The following is a 16927-nucleotide window of genomic DNA, read 5'->3' as shown; positions in this document are numbered from 1 at the left end:
CAGGGAAGTCCTATGTCGGCGGTACGCATCGGCCCATATACATTGCAGAACGGTTTGATTCTCGCCCCGATGGCGGGCGTCACCGACCAGCCCTTTCGTCAGCTGTGCAAGCGTCTGGGCGCAGGGCTTGTAGTCTCGGAAATGGTCACCAGTGACATGAGCCTGTGGAACACCCGCAAGTCGCGCATGCGCATGATCCACGAAGGCGATCCCGAGCCACGCTCGGTGCAGATTGCCGGTGGCGATGCGCAGATGCTGGCAGATGCGGCACGGGCCAACGTCGAACTGGGCGCGCAGATTATTGATATCAACATGGGTTGCCCGGCAAAGAAGGTCTGCAACAAGGCCGCCGGCTCCGCGCTATTGAAAGACGAAGCACTGGTTACCGAGATCCTGCAGGCCGTGGTCGCTGCAGTGGATGTGCCGGTGACCCTGAAGATCCGCACCGGATGGGATCGCGACAACAAGAACGGCCTGACCGTGGCGAAGATCGCCGAGCAGGCCGGGATCACCGCGCTGGCAGTGCATGGCCGCACTCGCGCCGATCTGTACACCGGCGAAGCCGAGTACGACACGATTGCCGCGATCAAGCAGGCGGTGTCGATGCCGGTGTTTGCCAATGGCGATATCGATTCGCCGGAAAAGGCCCGTTACGTGCTCGACGCGACCGGTGCCGATGGCCTGCTGATAGGCCGGGCTGCCCAGGGGCGGCCATGGATTTTTCGCGAGATCGAACACTTCCTGCGTACCGGCGAGAAATTGCCGGCGCCGGAGCTGAGCGAAGTGGAACGCATCCTGCTGGAGCATCTGGCCGCACTTCACGCCTTCTATGGGGATGTGATGGGTGTCCGTATTGCCCGCAAGCATGTGGGCTGGTATCTCGCAACCTTGCCGGGCGCCAGGGAGTTTCGCGCCCACTTCAATCGTTTGGATGGTACGGAAACACAATGCGCCAACGTTCGGGAGTTTTTCGCCGAGCGTTACAAGAGCCTGACAGGGGACGAAGAAGGGGTGGCCGCATGACGATGATGACCGAGACTTTAGTGAGTGGAACAGCACCCGTGAGCGACAACGTGAATTTGAAACAGCACCTCAATACCCCGAGCGAAGAAGGTCAGACCCTTCGCGGGAGTGTCGAGAAGGCGCTGCACAATTATTTCGCCCACCTTGAGGGCGCGTCCGTCACGGATGTGTACAACCTGGTGCTCTCCGAAGTCGAGGCTCCCCTGCTCGAAAGCGTGATGAACTACGTCAAGGGCAACCAGACCAAGGCCAGTGAGCTGCTGGGACTCAACCGCGGCACGCTGCGCAAGAAACTCAAGCAGTACGATCTGCTGTAAGCATTCAATCAAACCAGAAAGGCGCCCGCGTAAAACCGGTCGCCTTTTTTGCTGACTTCCTTTGCTTTTGATGGAAATTGAGATGACCGACCAGACTACCCGCCTGCCGATCCGCCGCGCCTTGATCAGCGTTTCCGACAAGACCGGGATCCTCGAATTCGCCAAGGAGCTTGAAGCCCTCGGCGTCGAGATCCTCTCCACCGGCGGAACGTTCAAGCTGCTGCGCGACAACGGTGTTGCCGCAGTGGAAGTCGCGGATTACACCGGTTTCGCGGAAATGATGGACGGTCGGGTGAAAACCCTGCACCCGAAAATCCACGGCGGGATCCTCGGTCGTCGCGGTATCGACGACGCGATCATGAACGAGCATGGCATCAAGCCGATCGACCTGGTAGCGGTCAACCTGTACCCGTTCGAAGCCACCATCAACAAGCCAGGCTGCGACATGCCGACCGCTATCGAGAACATCGACATCGGCGGCCCGACCATGGTCCGTTCGGCAGCGAAAAACCATAAAGACGTGGCGATCGTGGTGAATGCCAGCGATTACGCAAACGTTCTGCAAAACCTCAAGGCCGGCGGCCTGACCTACGCTCAGCGTTTCGACCTGATGCTCAAGGCCTTCGAACACACCGCTGCCTACGACGGCATGATCGCCAACTACATGGGCACCGTGAATCAGGCTGCCGACGTGCTGAGCACCGAAGGCCGCAGCGAATTCCCGCGCACCTTCAACAGCCAGTTCATCAAGGCTCAGGAAATGCGCTACGGCGAGAACCCGCACCAGAGCGCGGCGTTCTACGTGGAAGCCAAGCCGGCCGAAGTCGGCATCGCCACCGCGACCCAACTGCAAGGCAAAGAGCTGTCGTACAACAACGTGGCCGACACCGACGCCGCGCTGGAATGCGTGAAGAGCTTCGTCAAGCCGGCCTGCGTGATCGTCAAGCACGCCAACCCGTGCGGCGTGGCCGTGAGCCCGGACGCCGAGGGCGGCATCCGTCAGGCCTACGAACTGGCCTACGCCACCGACACCGAGTCGGCGTTCGGCGGCATCATCGCCTTCAACCGTGAACTGGATGCCGAGACCGCCAAGGCGATCGTCGAGCGTCAGTTCGTGGAAGTGATCATTGCCCCAAGCGTCAGCGCAGAAGCTCGCGCCATCGTCGCCGCCAAAGCCAACGTGCGCCTGCTGGCGTGCGGCGAGTGGTCGGCGGATCGCGTTCCGGCCTGGGACTACAAGCGCGTCAACGGTGGCCTGCTGGTGCAGAGCCGCGACATCGGCATGATCGGCGCCGACGACCTGAAAGTGGTGACTCAGCGTGCACCGACCGAACAGGAAATCCACGACCTGATCTTTGCCTGGAAAGTGGCCAAATTCGTCAAATCCAACGCCATCGTCTACGCCAAGAATCGTCAGACCATCGGTGTCGGCGCTGGCCAGATGAGCCGCGTAAACTCCGCACGTATCGCCGCGATCAAGGCTGAACACGCCGGTCTGCAGGTACAGGGCGCGGTGATGGCTTCGGACGCGTTCTTTCCGTTCCGCGACGGCATCGACAACGCGGCCAAGGTCGGCATCACTGCGGTGATCCAGCCAGGCGGCTCGATGCGTGATGCTGAAGTGATTGCTGCCGCTGACGAGGCTGGCATCGCCATGGTGTTTACCGGCATGCGCCACTTCCGTCACTGATTCAACTCGATACAAATGTGGGAGCGGGCTTGCTCGCGAATGCAATCTGTCAGCGACAACTGTTTCGACTGACACACCGCTTTCGCGAGCAAGCCCGCTCCCACAGAAAAGCAGCCCAGTGCTGCCTCCAGAATTAGCGTCATCCGAGGTTTTTGAAATGAATGTTTTGATCATTGGCAGCGGTGGCCGTGAACACGCCCTGGCCTGGAAAGTGGCTCAGGATCCGCGCGTGCAGAAGGTTTTCGTCGCGCCGGGCAACGCCGGGACCGCGATTGAAGCCAAGTGCGAGAACGTCGCCATCGACGTGCTGGCCCTTGAGCAACTGGCCGACTTTGCCGAGAAAAACGTTTCCCTGACCATCGTCGGCCCGGAAGTGCCGCTGGTGGCTGGCGTGGTCGATCTGTTCCGCTCCCGTGGCCTGGACTGCTTCGGTCCGACCGCCGGTGCTGCGCAACTGGAAGGCTCGAAAGCCTTCACCAAGGACTTCCTCGCGCGCCACAAGATCCCGACCGCCGACTACCAGAACTTCACCGAGATCGAGCCGGCCCTGGCTTATCTGCGTGAAAAAGGCGCACCGATCGTGATCAAGGCCGATGGCCTGGCCGCCGGTAAAGGCGTGATCGTTGCCATGACCCTGGCCGAAGCCGAAGACGCCGTGCGTGACATGCTCGCCGGCAACGCGTTCGGTGATGCCGGTTCGCGCGTGGTGATCGAAGAATTCCTCGACGGCGAAGAAGCCTCGTTCATTGTCATGGTCGACGGCAAGAACGTACTGCCGATGGCCACCAGCCAGGACCACAAACGTGTTGGCGACGGCGACAGCGGCCCGAACACCGGCGGCATGGGTGCCTACTCCCCTGCCCCGGTGGTCACCGCCGACGTGCACCAGCGCGTGATGGACCAGGTGATCTGGCCGACCGTGCGTGGCATGGCCGAAGAAGGCAACGTCTACACCGGTTTCCTGTACGCCGGTCTGATGATCGACAAGGCCGGTAACCCGAAAGTCATCGAATTCAACTGCCGCTTCGGTGACCCGGAGACCCAACCGGTGATGCTGCGTCTGCAGTCGAGCCTGGTGCTGCTGGTCGAAGCCGCTCTGGCGCAAGCGCTGGACAAGGTTGAAGCACAGTGGGATCCACGCCCGAGCGTCGGCATCGTGCTGGCCGCCGGCGGCTACCCGGGCGACTACGCCAAGGGTGCAGCGATCAACGGTCTGGACGCAGCCGCAGGTCTGGATGGCAAAGTCTTCCACGCCGGGACTGCGCTCAAAGATGGCAACGTGGTGACGGCCGGTGGTCGCGTACTCTGCGCCACCGCCATGGGCGCCAGCGTCAGCGAAGCGCAGCAGCAAGCCTACAAGCTGGCCGCCGCCATCGACTGGGCAGGCTGCTTCTACCGCAAGGACATTGGCTACCGCGCCATTGCCCGTGAACGTGGCGAAACCCAGGAATAAGCTGTCCTTCAAGTCCGGCGCGGGATGCAGTCCCTCGCCGGGCTGTTCCGCCGCCGCGCATCGTTATATTCTGGCATCAACCTACGAAGGGATTTCGCCGTGCGCTGGCTCAGGATTGCCATAAGCTTCACCGTCACGCTGCTGACCTTGCTCTGCATGCTTCCGGCCCAGGCCGCGCAAGGCAGTGGCTGGTCGGTATTGCTTGACGATCAGGGCAATCTGCAACTGAGCGACATCCGCTCGGCTCGCTACACCAATCAATTCAGCCCTATCGAACTTGATCGCCTCACGGCGGCCGAGCCCGATGGCGCACTCTGGCTGCGCTTCAAACTGGCGCCGGGCAAGCACGAGCAAGTGCTGCGAATCTTCGCCCCCGACCTGTCCAACCTCAGCCTTTACGTGCTGGACGGCGACAAGCTGATCGAGCAACGCACCTCCGGCACCCATCAGCCACAGGTCGAACGGCCACTGCCGAGCAGCGATTTCCTGCTGCCGCTGCCGCAAAGCGACAAGTCCCTCGACGTCTATCTGCGGATGGTTTCCGACCATCAGCTACGCCCGCACATTGCCCTGCAATCGGCGGTGCTGAGCGCCGCCAACCAGAACCAGACGCTGATCTTCGGTCTGCTGTTCGGCTGCCTCGGCATGTTGCTGCTGCACAACCTCGTGCGCTACGCCTACTCCCGTTCGCGCAGCAGCCTGTGGCTGGCGGTCTGCGAAGGCCTGCTGGGCCTGAGCCTGTTGCTGCTGCTCAACCTTGCCGGCCCGTGGCTGCCGAACTGGCACGCGATCCAGACCCCGGGCGCGTATCTGGCCCTGCTGCTGACCGCCCCGGCCGGGCTGATGTTCGCCCTGCGTTTCTTCGCCCCGCTCGGCCCGCACCCGCTGAACAAACTGTTGCTGGGCGACATTCTGTTCATCGTGATCTGCAGCCTGCTGCTGTTGTTCGTCAACACCCTGCCGCTGAACATCATCACTTACGCACTGGTGGCCCTGGCCGGTCTGAGCATGTTGCTGGTCGGCTTCTACCACTGGCAGAAGGGCTACCGTCCGGCGCGGCTGTTCGTTGCCGGGATGGTGGTGTTCAACATCGGCACGCTGATCATTCTGCCGGCGTTGCTGGGGCTGACCCTGGTGTCGCCGCAAGGCCTGATCATGACCCTGATGGCGTTTATCTGCATCAGTGGCCTGCTGATGAGCATCGCCTTGGGTGAACGTCAGCGCAGCATCACCGAAAGCCGTTTCAGCATCAGCCGCGACCTCGCCGCCAGCAACGCCGAGATCAACGCCAAGGCCGAATTCCTCGCCAAGATCAGCCACGAAATCCGCACCCCGATGAACGGCGTGCTGGGCATGACCGAGCTGTTGCTGGGCACGCCGCTGTCGGTCAAGCAACGCGACTACGTGCAAACCATCCACAGCGCCGGCAACGAACTGCTGACGTTGATCAACGAGATTCTCGACATCTCCAAACTCGAGTCCGGGCAGATCGAGCTGGACGATGTGCAGTTCGACCTCAACGCGCTGATCGACGATTGCCTGAGCATCTACCGGGCCAAGGCCGAACAGCAGAACGTCGAGCTGATCAGTTTCATCCAGCCGCAGGTGCCGCGGGTGATCAGCGGCGATCCGACCCGCTTGCGCCAGACCCTGCTGAGCCTGCTGGAAAACGCCCTGAAGAAAACCGACGAAGGCGAAGTGCTGATCGTCGTTGCCCTCGACGAGCGCAGTGTCAAACCGCGCCTGCGCATCGCCGTGCAGGACAGCGGCCAGCCGATGGAGCCGGAAGAGCGCGAGGCGCTGCTGCACGCCGAACTGCACAGCAAGCATTTCCTCTCGGCCAACCGTCTGGGTGGCAACCTCGGGCTGGTGATCGCGCGACAGCTGATTCGCCTGATGCACGGCGAGTTCGGGATCAAGAGCGGCGCCAATCAGGGCAGCACGCTGTGGCTGACTCTGCCGCTGGACCCGGATCGCCTCGAACACCCGACCTCCGACCTCGACGGCCCCCTGCAAGGTGCGCGGGTACTGGTGGTGGACGACAACGACACCTGCCGCAAGGTGCTGGTGCAGCAATGCAGTGCCTGGGGCCTGAACGTCAGCGCCGTGCCGTCGGGCAAGGAAGCGCTGGCGCTGCTGCGCACCAAGGCGCACCTGCGCGACTACTTCGATGTGGTGCTGCTGGACCAGAACATGCCCGGCATGACCGGCATGCAACTGGCGGCCAAGATCAAGGAAGACCCGAGCCTCAACCACGACATTCTGTTGATCATGCTCACCGGCATCAGCAACGCGCCGAGCAAGATCATCGCGCGCAACTCGGGGATCAAGCGCATCCTCGCCAAACCGGTGGCCGGCTACACGCTCAAGACCACGCTGGCCGACGAATTGAATCAGCGCAACAAGGGTCAGGTGGTGTTCCAGCCGCAAGTGGTCACCCCCGCCACAGCAGCCAAGGTGCCGAGCGATTTCCGCATTCTGGTCGCCGAAGACAACACCATTTCGACCAAAGTGATTCGCGGCATGCTCGGCAAGCTCAACCTGCAACCGGACACTGCCAGCAACGGCGAAGAAGCCCTGCAAGCGATGAAGGCCCAGCGTTACGACCTGGTGTTGATGGACTGCGAAATGCCGATCCTCGATGGCTTCTCCGCGACCCAGCAACTGCGTGCGTGGGAAGTCAGCAATCAGCGCATCCGCACGCCGATCGTCGCGCTGACCGCGCACATCCTCGCCGAACACAAGGAACGCGCGCGTCAGGCCGGGATGGACGGGCACATGGCCAAACCGGTGGAGTTGTCGCAACTGCGCGAGCTGATCGAACATTGGGTCGCCCAGCGCGATCAGCAGAACCGTACGGCGTCGACCTTTTAAGCAGGTGTACCACGCCAGTTCGAGCGTGACTCAATCGGCTGCGCCGCTCTCTTCGGCTGAAACGTCTTCAGTCAGCCTCAACAACGCCACGTCAGCTTCAAGCCTGTCCTGGACTTTCAGGGCGATGGCTGCGCGAACCGGCCCATAAAGCGTTTCGGACAAATGGGCGCTGGCAGAGCGCCTGCAAACACTGCCGCGAATATCGTCAGCCTGGAATAGCTCGGCCAAAGGGTTGTCAGCGAGAATCCGTTCTGTCTCAAACTCGATGTAGACGCTGCTCATCGACATCGGCGAGTGCGCCTCGACCGCCAACAGCCGCACCGTCATCGAGACATCTGACTGATCCGTCGATACATCGCTGGCGCTTTTCTGCATATAACCCCGCAGCAGCGCTATTGCCGGCTCGCTTGCGGAAAGTGCTGCCAGTCGACGCATGACTGCGTTCGCAACGACACATTGCTCCACAGCATCCCCGAACTCAGGAGCGACCACCCAGTCAACGACAGACACGCTGTTACCCTGTTTGACGGACAGATCCAACCGTGCTCTGAAATGTCGCAGCCAATATTGTCCAGAAATTCCATGTAGACGTCATACCAGCCAATGCCCGGATTTTTCTCAAGTTTCTTGTTGGCCGCCAGTTGCGCCAACAACAGAGAGTTTATTAGATCCTGATAGCGCTCTGTTTTGTCTGCCGGCGGAATCAGTACAACGGCACCCGCAACGATAAAAATGGTGTATTCGCAACTCATATAATCGCCCCCCAAAAAAAAGCAGTCGACCTTCGACTGCTTTTTTCGATTTATCAGATATCGATATCTTCAATCTGCTCGAGACCAAACAGCTTTTTCTTGATCGTCTCACGTACTGCGTTGGCGACGTCAGTATTTTTGGCAAAGAAAGTTTCAGCTCGATACAAACTTACATTACGAACATCGACATCCACGAACATCACTTTGGTAGAGGTATTCTTGCGTAGAAAACGCACCGTTCCCAACGCCATGATTGCCTCACCGTCGAGTTCGACACACGCACCGGTCGAGACTCCACCCACGCCGTGGTTCAGCAAATTGCGCTCATAAGCTGTCAACGCAGCAGTGTCGCGCTTTTGCAGGGCCGAAATTGCATCACCCGCAACCTTCAGCATCAGAACACTGGTTGGCCCTGGCAGTGCCACGTTGGCAAGCACCGAACCGAGAATTTCCAGCACCAGTTTGTCCATACGCACACTCGTGCCTTCGACACCGAGGTTACTGTAGAAATTATGGATCGGCGTCCAGCCCGCGAGGGTCATCACCTCACGGAACCGCAGGTACCACTCTCGGCCCTGATGCTCTTCCGGGTATTGTTTGTTCGCTGCACGCGTTGCAAACAGAAGAGCGTTTTGGGCATCCGACTTGTTCTGGTCGGAAAGTTTGCCAGAAAAACCCATTGTGGCTTCGCCGACAATAGAGCCTTTCGACGGCGCCTCAATTTCTTCCCCTATAGCCAACAGGCCACGCGGGCGAATAACAGGCGCATCACCAACATCACACGCCTCAATCGAATTAATACAGGAAGAAATATAAGACTCACTAATGATCTGATTATGCACAATAAAATCCTTATTATTAAATAAGCAAGCTCCTCTTGAACTTGCAGGGGAACAATAAACAATCAAGCCCGCAATCACAAACTCAGATCTGTAACTTATTATCCCGCCTATAAAACACCAACAACATCACACAAAACAACTATCAAAACAAAAACCGAAAACCCAACTGCCATGCGCAGCATCTTCTGCACACACAAGCAACTAACCGACTGATAGACTCGCCGTCATCACTCTCCGGATGCGAGTCGCCCTCATGCTCCACGTGTTATTCAGCGTTTACCTGAAGATGCTGGTGCTCTACAGCCCGTTCTTCGTGTTGTCCTGCTTCATCAGCCTGACCCGTGGCTACTCGCGCAAGGAACAGCGGCGCCTGGCCTGGAAAGTGGCAATCGCCACCCTGGTCTCCAGCGTCTTGCTGTACCTGTTCGGGAGGGTGATTTTCGATGTCTTCGGGATCACTGCAGACGCATTCCGCATCGGTGCCGGCAGCGTGTTGTTCATCTCGGCGTTGGGCATGGCCCAAGGCAAGCCTGTGGTGCAGAGTGACAACGTGCAACAGGACGTGACGATCGTCCCGCTGACCATCCCGCTGACCGTCGGCCCGGGCACCATCGGTGCGCTGCTGGTGATGGGCGTCAGTCAGCCGCACTGGGACGACAAACTGACCGCGATCATGAGCATCACCCTGGCCAGTTTCACCGTCGGCGTGGTGCTGTATCTGTCCAATCACATCGAACGGGTGCTCGGCGATCAGGGCCTGCAGATCGTCAGCCGTCTGATGGGCCTTTTCGTCTGCGCACTGGCGGCGCAGATCATCTTTACCGGGATCAAGGGCTACCTGGTGTCCTGAACGAAAAAGGGCTGCGAAGGAATACCTCCACAGCCCGGTCTGATCTGCCAACTCGCAATGGCTTACTGGTCGATGGACAGCCCGATCAGCGCGCCGAGTTCCAGCAGGGTTTCCGTGGCCATCGCACTCATCAGCTCCTCCAGGCTAACGGTCACCGAGATTTCGTCAGGTAACGGAATTCCGAATGTCACCTGCTGCTGCCGTGCCGCATCAAGGCTCGTGGCATTGCGCAAGATGATGCTGCTTCCCGAATCGGGATCCGTCAGCAGCAAGTGACCGTCGGACATCGAGACCAGCCACTGCTGCATCGGCTCCAGTGTCAACGCCAGATAGATTTTTGCCGCCTCGGGAAAGTCGAGGTCGACAATCAGGCAGTCAAGGCTGTCCCAGGTCTGGCGGTCGAGCGAAAGGTAAGAGGCGGATTGCGCAAAACGCAGGACCAATGTATCGATTCCATCCGGAATCGGCGCAACCTTGCCCGTTGACTTGATGCCATCGATAACCAGCGTATCTGCAACCCGGCTGACCCCTTCTACAGTCATCCATGTATCAATGCGCGTAGCGTCTTCACTGGCGTTGCTGAACAATTGGCCCGTTACAGGATCATGCAGCACCAGGGTCTGACCGTTCGCCACGCCCAGATATTCTGGCCATTCACGGCCTGACACCGTGACGCTGAGCAGACGACCGGCAGCGACGTCATACCAGCAGCAAAGACCATCACTTCGGCCCGCCGTCAGGTAAGGAGCGCTGTGCTGACCTGCAAGCAATCGTGCCAGCTGTTCCTCCCGCGCCTGAAGGGAGTCCACACCGTTAAAAAACTCGACTTCCACGCCGACGATACGCGGCGATTCGCCTTCGAACAGGTCGAACAGCACATGGTCATGCCGGCGGGCGCGCAGACCTGATGCATGGGGCACGGCCCAGGCAAAAGTGTGCCGCGGCATGACTCGCTGCATCGGGGCCAGCAAGTGCGCCTGTAGCAGGCGCGTTCCCGAACCGAATGCCGCCGCCAGGCTTTCAGCTGCCATGAAGGGCTGACGATAGATTCGACCGGTTGCCCGGTCCATCATCCACGCCGCTTTTTTATCTGGCGTCAGCCTCAACACGCGCATTACTTTGCCCGCCGTGTCGGCGATCAGGAATTGCTGATCCAGATAGACCACATACAGTGATGCCCTGCCCGTTACATCGCTGATACCCCCGACCTCCACCCTTTCGGCGGACCAGTTCTGAATGTTGGTCGCGACCGTATCCCACCATTCGAATCCCTGGACACTGCGCTGCTGCCGGGCCGACAGCCAGGCGTGATTGAACGCCACCAGACGCGTCTGACCATCAGCACTCATCTGGAACAGCATGCCGTCATCAGTGAGGATGACGTATTGCTCGCCCTGGCGGTGAACATGCTGCACCTCAAGCGGCAAGACACTTTGCGCAAACGTCGCGGGCGCCTGATCCGCTGCGCCGATGTGTTGTCGATAAACCTGGCAATGACCCTGATAATGAAACAACACCGTATCCCCGGTCGATTGAAGCGGATTGAGCAGCACGCAATCGAGAAAGTCCGGTGTGCCTTTCACATCACGCAGCACAGGTCGAACGAAGCGCCCATCTTCGCTGCGCACCCAGGCTCGGGTGACTTTGCGCAAATCCTCGTCGAAGGAATCGAGCGTAATCATTGCGCCCAGGGTGAATTCCACCCTCTTTTCATCAAACGGCTCATGGTGCCGATTCATGTGCTGTTCGAGGAACTCCCGAACATTGTCGCGACCTTCGCGTACGGGGTTTGGCTGGTCAGTATTCGTATCGGAAATCGCGGTTATGGCAAGGGAGTCTTCCCCGAGCAGGTAAGTGATTTTGTAGAACCTTTTCCACTGGTCTTCAAAGCGCTGAACCACCTGCAGCAAACCCTCTGGCGTCTCCTGAATCGCAACAATGCAGGCGTTGCCCCACGAATGTATTCTCATCACCCGATAAGCGCGCTTGATCTGTCCGGTGAGCAGATCCGTACGCCAGATAATTCCCTGCACCGGGCAGTAGTAAAACAGCTCCTCGCCGATCGTCGGTCCCATGCAGATCTCCGCCGCATACTGTGGGTCCAGTCCGCGCACCAGGTGCAGGGCATCTTCGGTGTGGTCGTACCAGGCCGTGGTACGAACGCCCGTCAGGGCATCGTGGTAATTGCGAATGACCGTCGGGCCATCGGCCAGACGATGGCTGCGGGCGAGCTCGCGCAGATGCTGGCGTGTCGCCGGGCCGTCGGCATCGTTGAGCGCGTCGAGTTCTGCAAAGAGCAGCGCTCCCGTTGCCCAGCCCACCTGATAGAAGCCCTCCTCGAGTTGCAGATACACGACACTCCTGGCGGGCACCTCCACGCGCATCGAGCCCAACTGAAAAGTGTCCTGTTCCAGCTTCACCGCCGCCGCACTCGCCCATGGGGCACGCAATGACCACGTCATTGGATCATCGGAGGAAACCTGCAGCCGCAACGACTTGACGCCCTCGGCCAGGGTGATCGAACAGTGCCCACCAACGGCATCGATGTCATAGCAAAGGTAACCGTGCACCTCTTGCGGCAACGGGGGGACATGCAGAAAACGCTGGTCAGGGCCAATCACCACACTGACGCGGGTTTCCACGTAGTTGGGCACCATTTTTTCCATGATGTATTCGGTCGGTGCCTGGTAAAAGCTGAACCAGAATTGCTGCTCGCCTCCCCGCTTGTATTTTTCCAGTGCCAAAGCCGTTTCCATGTTTTCTGTGAGCGTTGTCGCAAAAGGCAGACCTTCATGGACGAAGCCCAGGAAGCACTCCGGCACACTCGGCAGCACGACGCTTTCAATACCCGGCGCTGTATCGAAGGAAATCGAGTCGCGAAGGTCGAGGGCCTCTCGAATGCTGAATGCCATGCTGCGATCCCCGACGATCCTCGGCTTATGCAGAAAGGAGTAATCTTCCGCGGCGAAAATTTTGTGGCCGCCGAAGGTAATGAGCCCTTTGCGCAAATCAAGCCCGGTATAGACCGCACAAGGATTGGCGATATAGGTATCGCCTTGTACCGAGTGATTTTCAGGTCGATAGGCCGCATGCACATCATTCAGATACTGGCCGATCCGTCTTCCACGATCTGCCCTGGCGCTGAAGCCCTCGACCAAAGCGCCGATGCCCACCGCCAGCCCGCCCAGAATCACCCCCGCGCCGCCGAGAAAGGCCGCCGCCGTGCCCGCACCGGCAAGACCGGCGCCCAAAGCGCCAACACCCAGCGCCAGCCCAGCTGAATCGAAGGCCAGCTGCGTGGCATAGACCGCTCGCTGGATATCGTTTTGTGCATTGACCAACAGATAAATGTCGAAGCCGATGCTGGCCAGTTGCAGAACGGTTCCGACACCTTCGTTCAAGACGCTGCCCAATGCATTACTGACGATCGATGAGGTGGTTTTGGCCACCCGCAGACCGTCGGTAAAGGCATGACGCACCAGATTCAGTAACTGTACTGCGTCGACCACCAGCCCGTGAGCCATCTGCGCATAGGCCAGGTAACCGTGGATGCGCACGGCCGACGTCAGCGCGGTCGTCCCCATCCCGGACTCCGCGCTCTGCAAGCCGAGCAGCAGGGCTTGAATGGCAAATCCGGCATTGAGCGTGTGCACCGCACCGACATCCGTCGGATCGATCACAGGTGCTCCCGCGCTTCTGCCGGACAACGCTTCAAAGGTATCGCTCAGATAAGACTTGATTCCTGGCAGGCGCGTGTCATCAGTGGACACTGTGCGTGTGCGCTGCGGATCACTGGCACTGACCATGGTGATTTCGCTGCGCCCTTGCGCAGTGCTCTTCAGGGAGTCGAACACCGGAACGAAATCACGAGACAGTTGATGCTGGTCCTGCAAACGCAGGGTCGCACTTTCGATCGTCCGCGCCCACTTGTGGCTGTCCACACTGCTCAGCGCCTGCCCCAGACGCGCGTTCTCTGACAGGGAACGCGCGCGCAAGGCGGCATGCTGACTCCAGGGTTCGACGGCATGCCCGCCGCCCAGCGGGTCACTGCTGAGCAAATGCTCAACGCGGATATCCGAGGGCAAGGATTTACCGGCAATGCTTGCGCCGTCGAGTTCGATGACCTCGAAAACACTGGCAGCCCCCTGCTCCAGACCATATAGCCTGGCAATCACCTGCTCCTGCATGAAACGCTGGACGCCTTGTTGCAGATCCTCGATCCGGGCGAACGCATACAGCCCGAAGTTGGGATCGTAGAAGCGATAGGATGTCTCGCCTTGCGCCACAGCCTTGCTCACCAGCATCGAGTGATTGTCTGTGTTGAGCAACAGGCTGCCAGGAGTGGTCTTCGCTGCCAGCGTCTGCATCACGGTGGCCAAGTTGGCCGCCGGTATCTTTTCGCCGAACCGCGCCATGGGTACGCCACGCAACTCGTCCAGCACCTTGAGCAGGGCATGGGCTTGCGGTACGTCGGGAGTGAGATTGGCAATCGCCAGTTTGCCAATCAGCGCACGCTCGGCCGAAGCGCCTTTTTCCAGCGCGGCGGCCATCACCAGCGCCAGTGGATAGCAGCGTCGGCCCGGATCCCCCGCACCGCGCAACAACAAATCCTGTGGCAGTTGTCTGGCGGTATGCGCGCCCGCTTCGAAGAATGCCTCGCGCACTGCCGCACCCCGCGCAAGGATCGACGCCCGGCGCTCATTCACGGCGGCGATTTCGACCCGATTCACGTACTCACGCCATTGCCGTACGCTAATCGGCTCGGCAAACGCCTGCGCCTTCAGCAGCCTGGAGTTCTGCCCGAACGATTCGCGATCCACCGCAGTGACTCGTGCCTCGACCGGTGCAGGATCGCGACTGAGCAGTGTCTGTTCGATCACTTCGTAGCGCGCGACCAGGCCACGGTCGCGCGTATCTTCGGCAAAGGCGACCGTGGTTGCCCATGCGTCTGCGAACCCGGTCTGATCCAGTGTTGCGGCACCAAACAGGCCACCAAACATCACCCGGTGCAACGGGCTTAACTGATCCAGTGGCAACTTGCCTGCGGCGATGCGCGCCAGGGCCTCGTTGAGGTTGCCCAGTGACTCGGCACCCGTGGACGCTGGAATTTTGTCGACTGTCTGTTTCAGCACCTGCTGTCGAGCATCAAAATCGAGACGGATGGGGACGTTGAACGTCACATCACCGGTCAAGCGGTCATTCATGGCCCGTACAAACGGCTCACCCAGATCATCCAGCAGCTGCTGCAGAACCGAGGTCAGCAACACCGGTTTGCCTTCGATGACCGGCCAGCCCAGTTTGAACGTGAGAGTCCGCTCTTTCAGTAACTCGGCCAGATTGCCGGCGTATCGCGACTTGAGCTTGCCCGAGTTCCACTTCTCATGTTCTTTTGCCAACCAGTCTTCGGGGGTGCCTTTTACTGCCCAACCGGAGATCATTTCCTCTTCGGTAAAGACGTTGAAGCCCTCGACCTGCTTCAGGTGTTTGCGAATGGTCGTCAGATGTTCACGCTGCAGTTCTTTTTCGACATAACCAACTAAACCATCCTGAACTGCGCCGGGGCCGGTCATGTCGATGGTACCCAGGGCGTTGAAACGAATGCCGTCCTGGTAATAACCGGCGATGGCCTTTGCGAGTCCGAGGGATGAATAGTCAGACGAATTTGGCAAGCGCCCGTCAGCCTGAGCCTCAAGTATGACCTTGAATACAATATCCTCGACTGCCGACGCATCTGATGGCGTCACGCCTGCGAGACTCAAGCGGCGCTCAACCTCATACAGGCAGTCATAGTTCACCCGGATCAAGTTCATGCTCGCATTGACCATGCCGCTGCCAGGGTGAGCCAGAACATAGGCATTCATTTCACTCGCCGACGGATTGCCCCTGGCCGCGCCGCGCCCGATGGCATCCTGGGGCAAAGAAGTCGGCAAAGGTGCAGAAAAAATCTTCTCCACACCCGGTTTGCTCCGGGCGAATGCACTCAGTGCTTCAAGATGTTCGGCGGGGATCTTTCCGACTCTGTCGACATAACGTTGCCGATCGCGCCCCGGCATCAAGGCATCGTCATGGTTGAGCAGTAACTGCAGAACACCGATCTTCGCGTCCTCACTGAAACCACTGATATCTACGCCGCCCGGCCTCTCGATCAGCGGTGGCAAATAATCCATGTCGCTGTAACGTCCGCCCTCGAGAAATTCGGCCTGCAACCGCACCACATCACTGGCTGCTGCAAAGTTGCCGCGCATGGCGACTTCGCGCTGGTAGACGTCCGCCAGAAAGTGACTGGCAAACTCCTGGCGAACATCGCGCAGGCGCAAGTCCTCACCCACCATGGCCTGATGCGAATCCAGACATTTCTGGCGGAAGGCTTCGAGCGTCGCACGGTCCTTGCCATAACCACGCACCATCAGATCGATCCGCGCCTCGTCCGCACGCCCGGCCCAGCGTGGCTGATTCAAGTAATCGAACATCTGCTGTTTTAATACGCGCGCGCGGTCTTCGATCATGCGTGACAGCGCCGTCGCGTTCGCCGAACTGGCGTCTGGTGACTCCATCGTGTGCGCACGGGCACTGTCGAGAATCACTCGGTTCATTTCAAAGGCCAGCAGCGCGTCACCGTCATACCAGAGGTTGAATGCATATCCCTGCGACGCCAGTACCTTGCGCCAGATGTTCATGTAATCGCGCTGATTCGGCCCGACCTCACTGCCACCCACCCAGACAAAATGCATGATGCGCGGTATCGGTTTACCAGCGGACAGCATCTCCACAGTGGCACTCAGGCGGCGGTCGTAGTCGCCCAATTTCAGCCGTAGCGTCTTGACCTGAGCATCCGCGGCGTCCAGCTGTGTTGATTCAATCGCGTCTTTGAGCAATCTGATCGCTATCAGTTGTTCCGAAAGACTGCTCGCCGCAGCGGCCCCGTCGTAATAGCGCAAAGCAGCCTCCCCCAGGCTACCGCTGACAGACTCAAGTTCAGTGCGCGCAACAAGATCGGCGAACACGCTGCCCATCGTGACTTCATCCATAATGCTCAATGCAATTTCCTTTTTTTAGCCAAGCGAATGCATCACGACGACACGAGCCGTCGCGACACAGAGAGAAAACAAACTTCAAAAAAAACCAA

9 protein-coding genes are annotated in these 16927 nt (G+C 59.4%); 6 read left to right on the top strand and 3 right to left on the bottom strand.

The genetic code is table 11. The annotated features are described in order from the left end of the window. Positions 1-12 precede the first annotated feature (12 nt). From dusB to V9L13_RS23865, 5 genes are all read left to right on the top strand, one after another. Positions 13-1023: a tRNA dihydrouridine synthase DusB gene (gene dusB, locus V9L13_RS23885; protein ID WP_003221277.1), complete on the top strand. Its 1011-nt coding sequence runs from the start codon at positions 13-15 to the stop codon at positions 1021-1023. Next, a complete protein-coding gene (fis, locus tag V9L13_RS23880) occupies positions 1020-1340 on the top strand; it encodes a DNA-binding transcriptional regulator Fis (protein WP_003221275.1) in 321 nt (106 codons plus the stop codon). Before dusB ends, fis begins: the two co-directional genes overlap by 4 nt. An 82-nt stretch (positions 1341-1422) precedes the next feature. Continuing rightward, complete coding sequence (gene purH / locus V9L13_RS23875; protein WP_338800694.1) at positions 1423-3030, top strand: bifunctional phosphoribosylaminoimidazolecarboxamide formyltransferase/IMP cyclohydrolase; 1608 nt, start codon at positions 1423-1425, stop codon at positions 3028-3030. 157 nt (positions 3031-3187) lie between these two features. Beyond that, positions 3188-4483 (top strand): phosphoribosylamine--glycine ligase, encoded by a 1296-nt coding sequence (purD, locus tag V9L13_RS23870; protein WP_338800693.1) that lies wholly within the window; start codon positions 3188-3190, stop codon positions 4481-4483. Between the two features lie 99 nt (positions 4484-4582). Beyond that, a complete protein-coding gene (locus tag V9L13_RS23865; protein WP_045122274.1) occupies positions 4583-7357 on the top strand; it encodes a hybrid sensor histidine kinase/response regulator in 2775 nt (924 codons plus the stop codon). Between the two features lie 30 nt (positions 7358-7387). Here the strand turns inward: V9L13_RS23865 and V9L13_RS23860 are convergent, their stop codons facing one another. Both V9L13_RS23860 and V9L13_RS23855 read right to left on the bottom strand, forming a co-directional pair. Next, positions 7388-7897 (bottom strand): hypothetical protein, encoded by a 510-nt coding sequence (locus V9L13_RS23860; RefSeq protein WP_338800692.1) that lies wholly within the window; start codon positions 7895-7897, stop codon positions 7388-7390. Positions 7898-8162: 265 nt separating this feature from the next. Then, positions 8163-8951: a hypothetical protein gene (locus V9L13_RS23855; protein WP_338800691.1), complete on the bottom strand. Its 789-nt coding sequence runs from the start codon at positions 8949-8951 to the stop codon at positions 8163-8165. A 253-nt stretch (positions 8952-9204) separates the two neighbouring features. On the opposite strand from V9L13_RS23855, the gene V9L13_RS23850 reads away from it, so the two are divergent. Then, a complete protein-coding gene (locus V9L13_RS23850; protein WP_007961956.1) occupies positions 9205-9801 on the top strand; it encodes a MarC family protein in 597 nt (198 codons plus the stop codon). 62 nt (positions 9802-9863) lie between these two features. Here the strand turns inward: V9L13_RS23850 and V9L13_RS23845 are convergent, their stop codons facing one another. Further along, complete coding sequence (locus V9L13_RS23845; protein WP_338802899.1) at positions 9864-16829, bottom strand: TcdA/TcdB pore-forming domain-containing protein; 6966 nt, start codon at positions 16827-16829, stop codon at positions 9864-9866. Positions 16830-16927: the final 98 nt, after the last annotated feature.

The sequence above is a fragment of the Pseudomonas sp. RSB 5.4 genome, assembly GCF_037126175.1.
Lineage (GTDB): Bacteria > Pseudomonadota > Gammaproteobacteria > Pseudomonadales > Pseudomonadaceae > Aquipseudomonas > Aquipseudomonas fluorescens_H.
The sequence above is the reverse complement of the archived record's forward strand: the minus strand, read 5'-3'. Positions and strand labels throughout refer to the sequence as shown.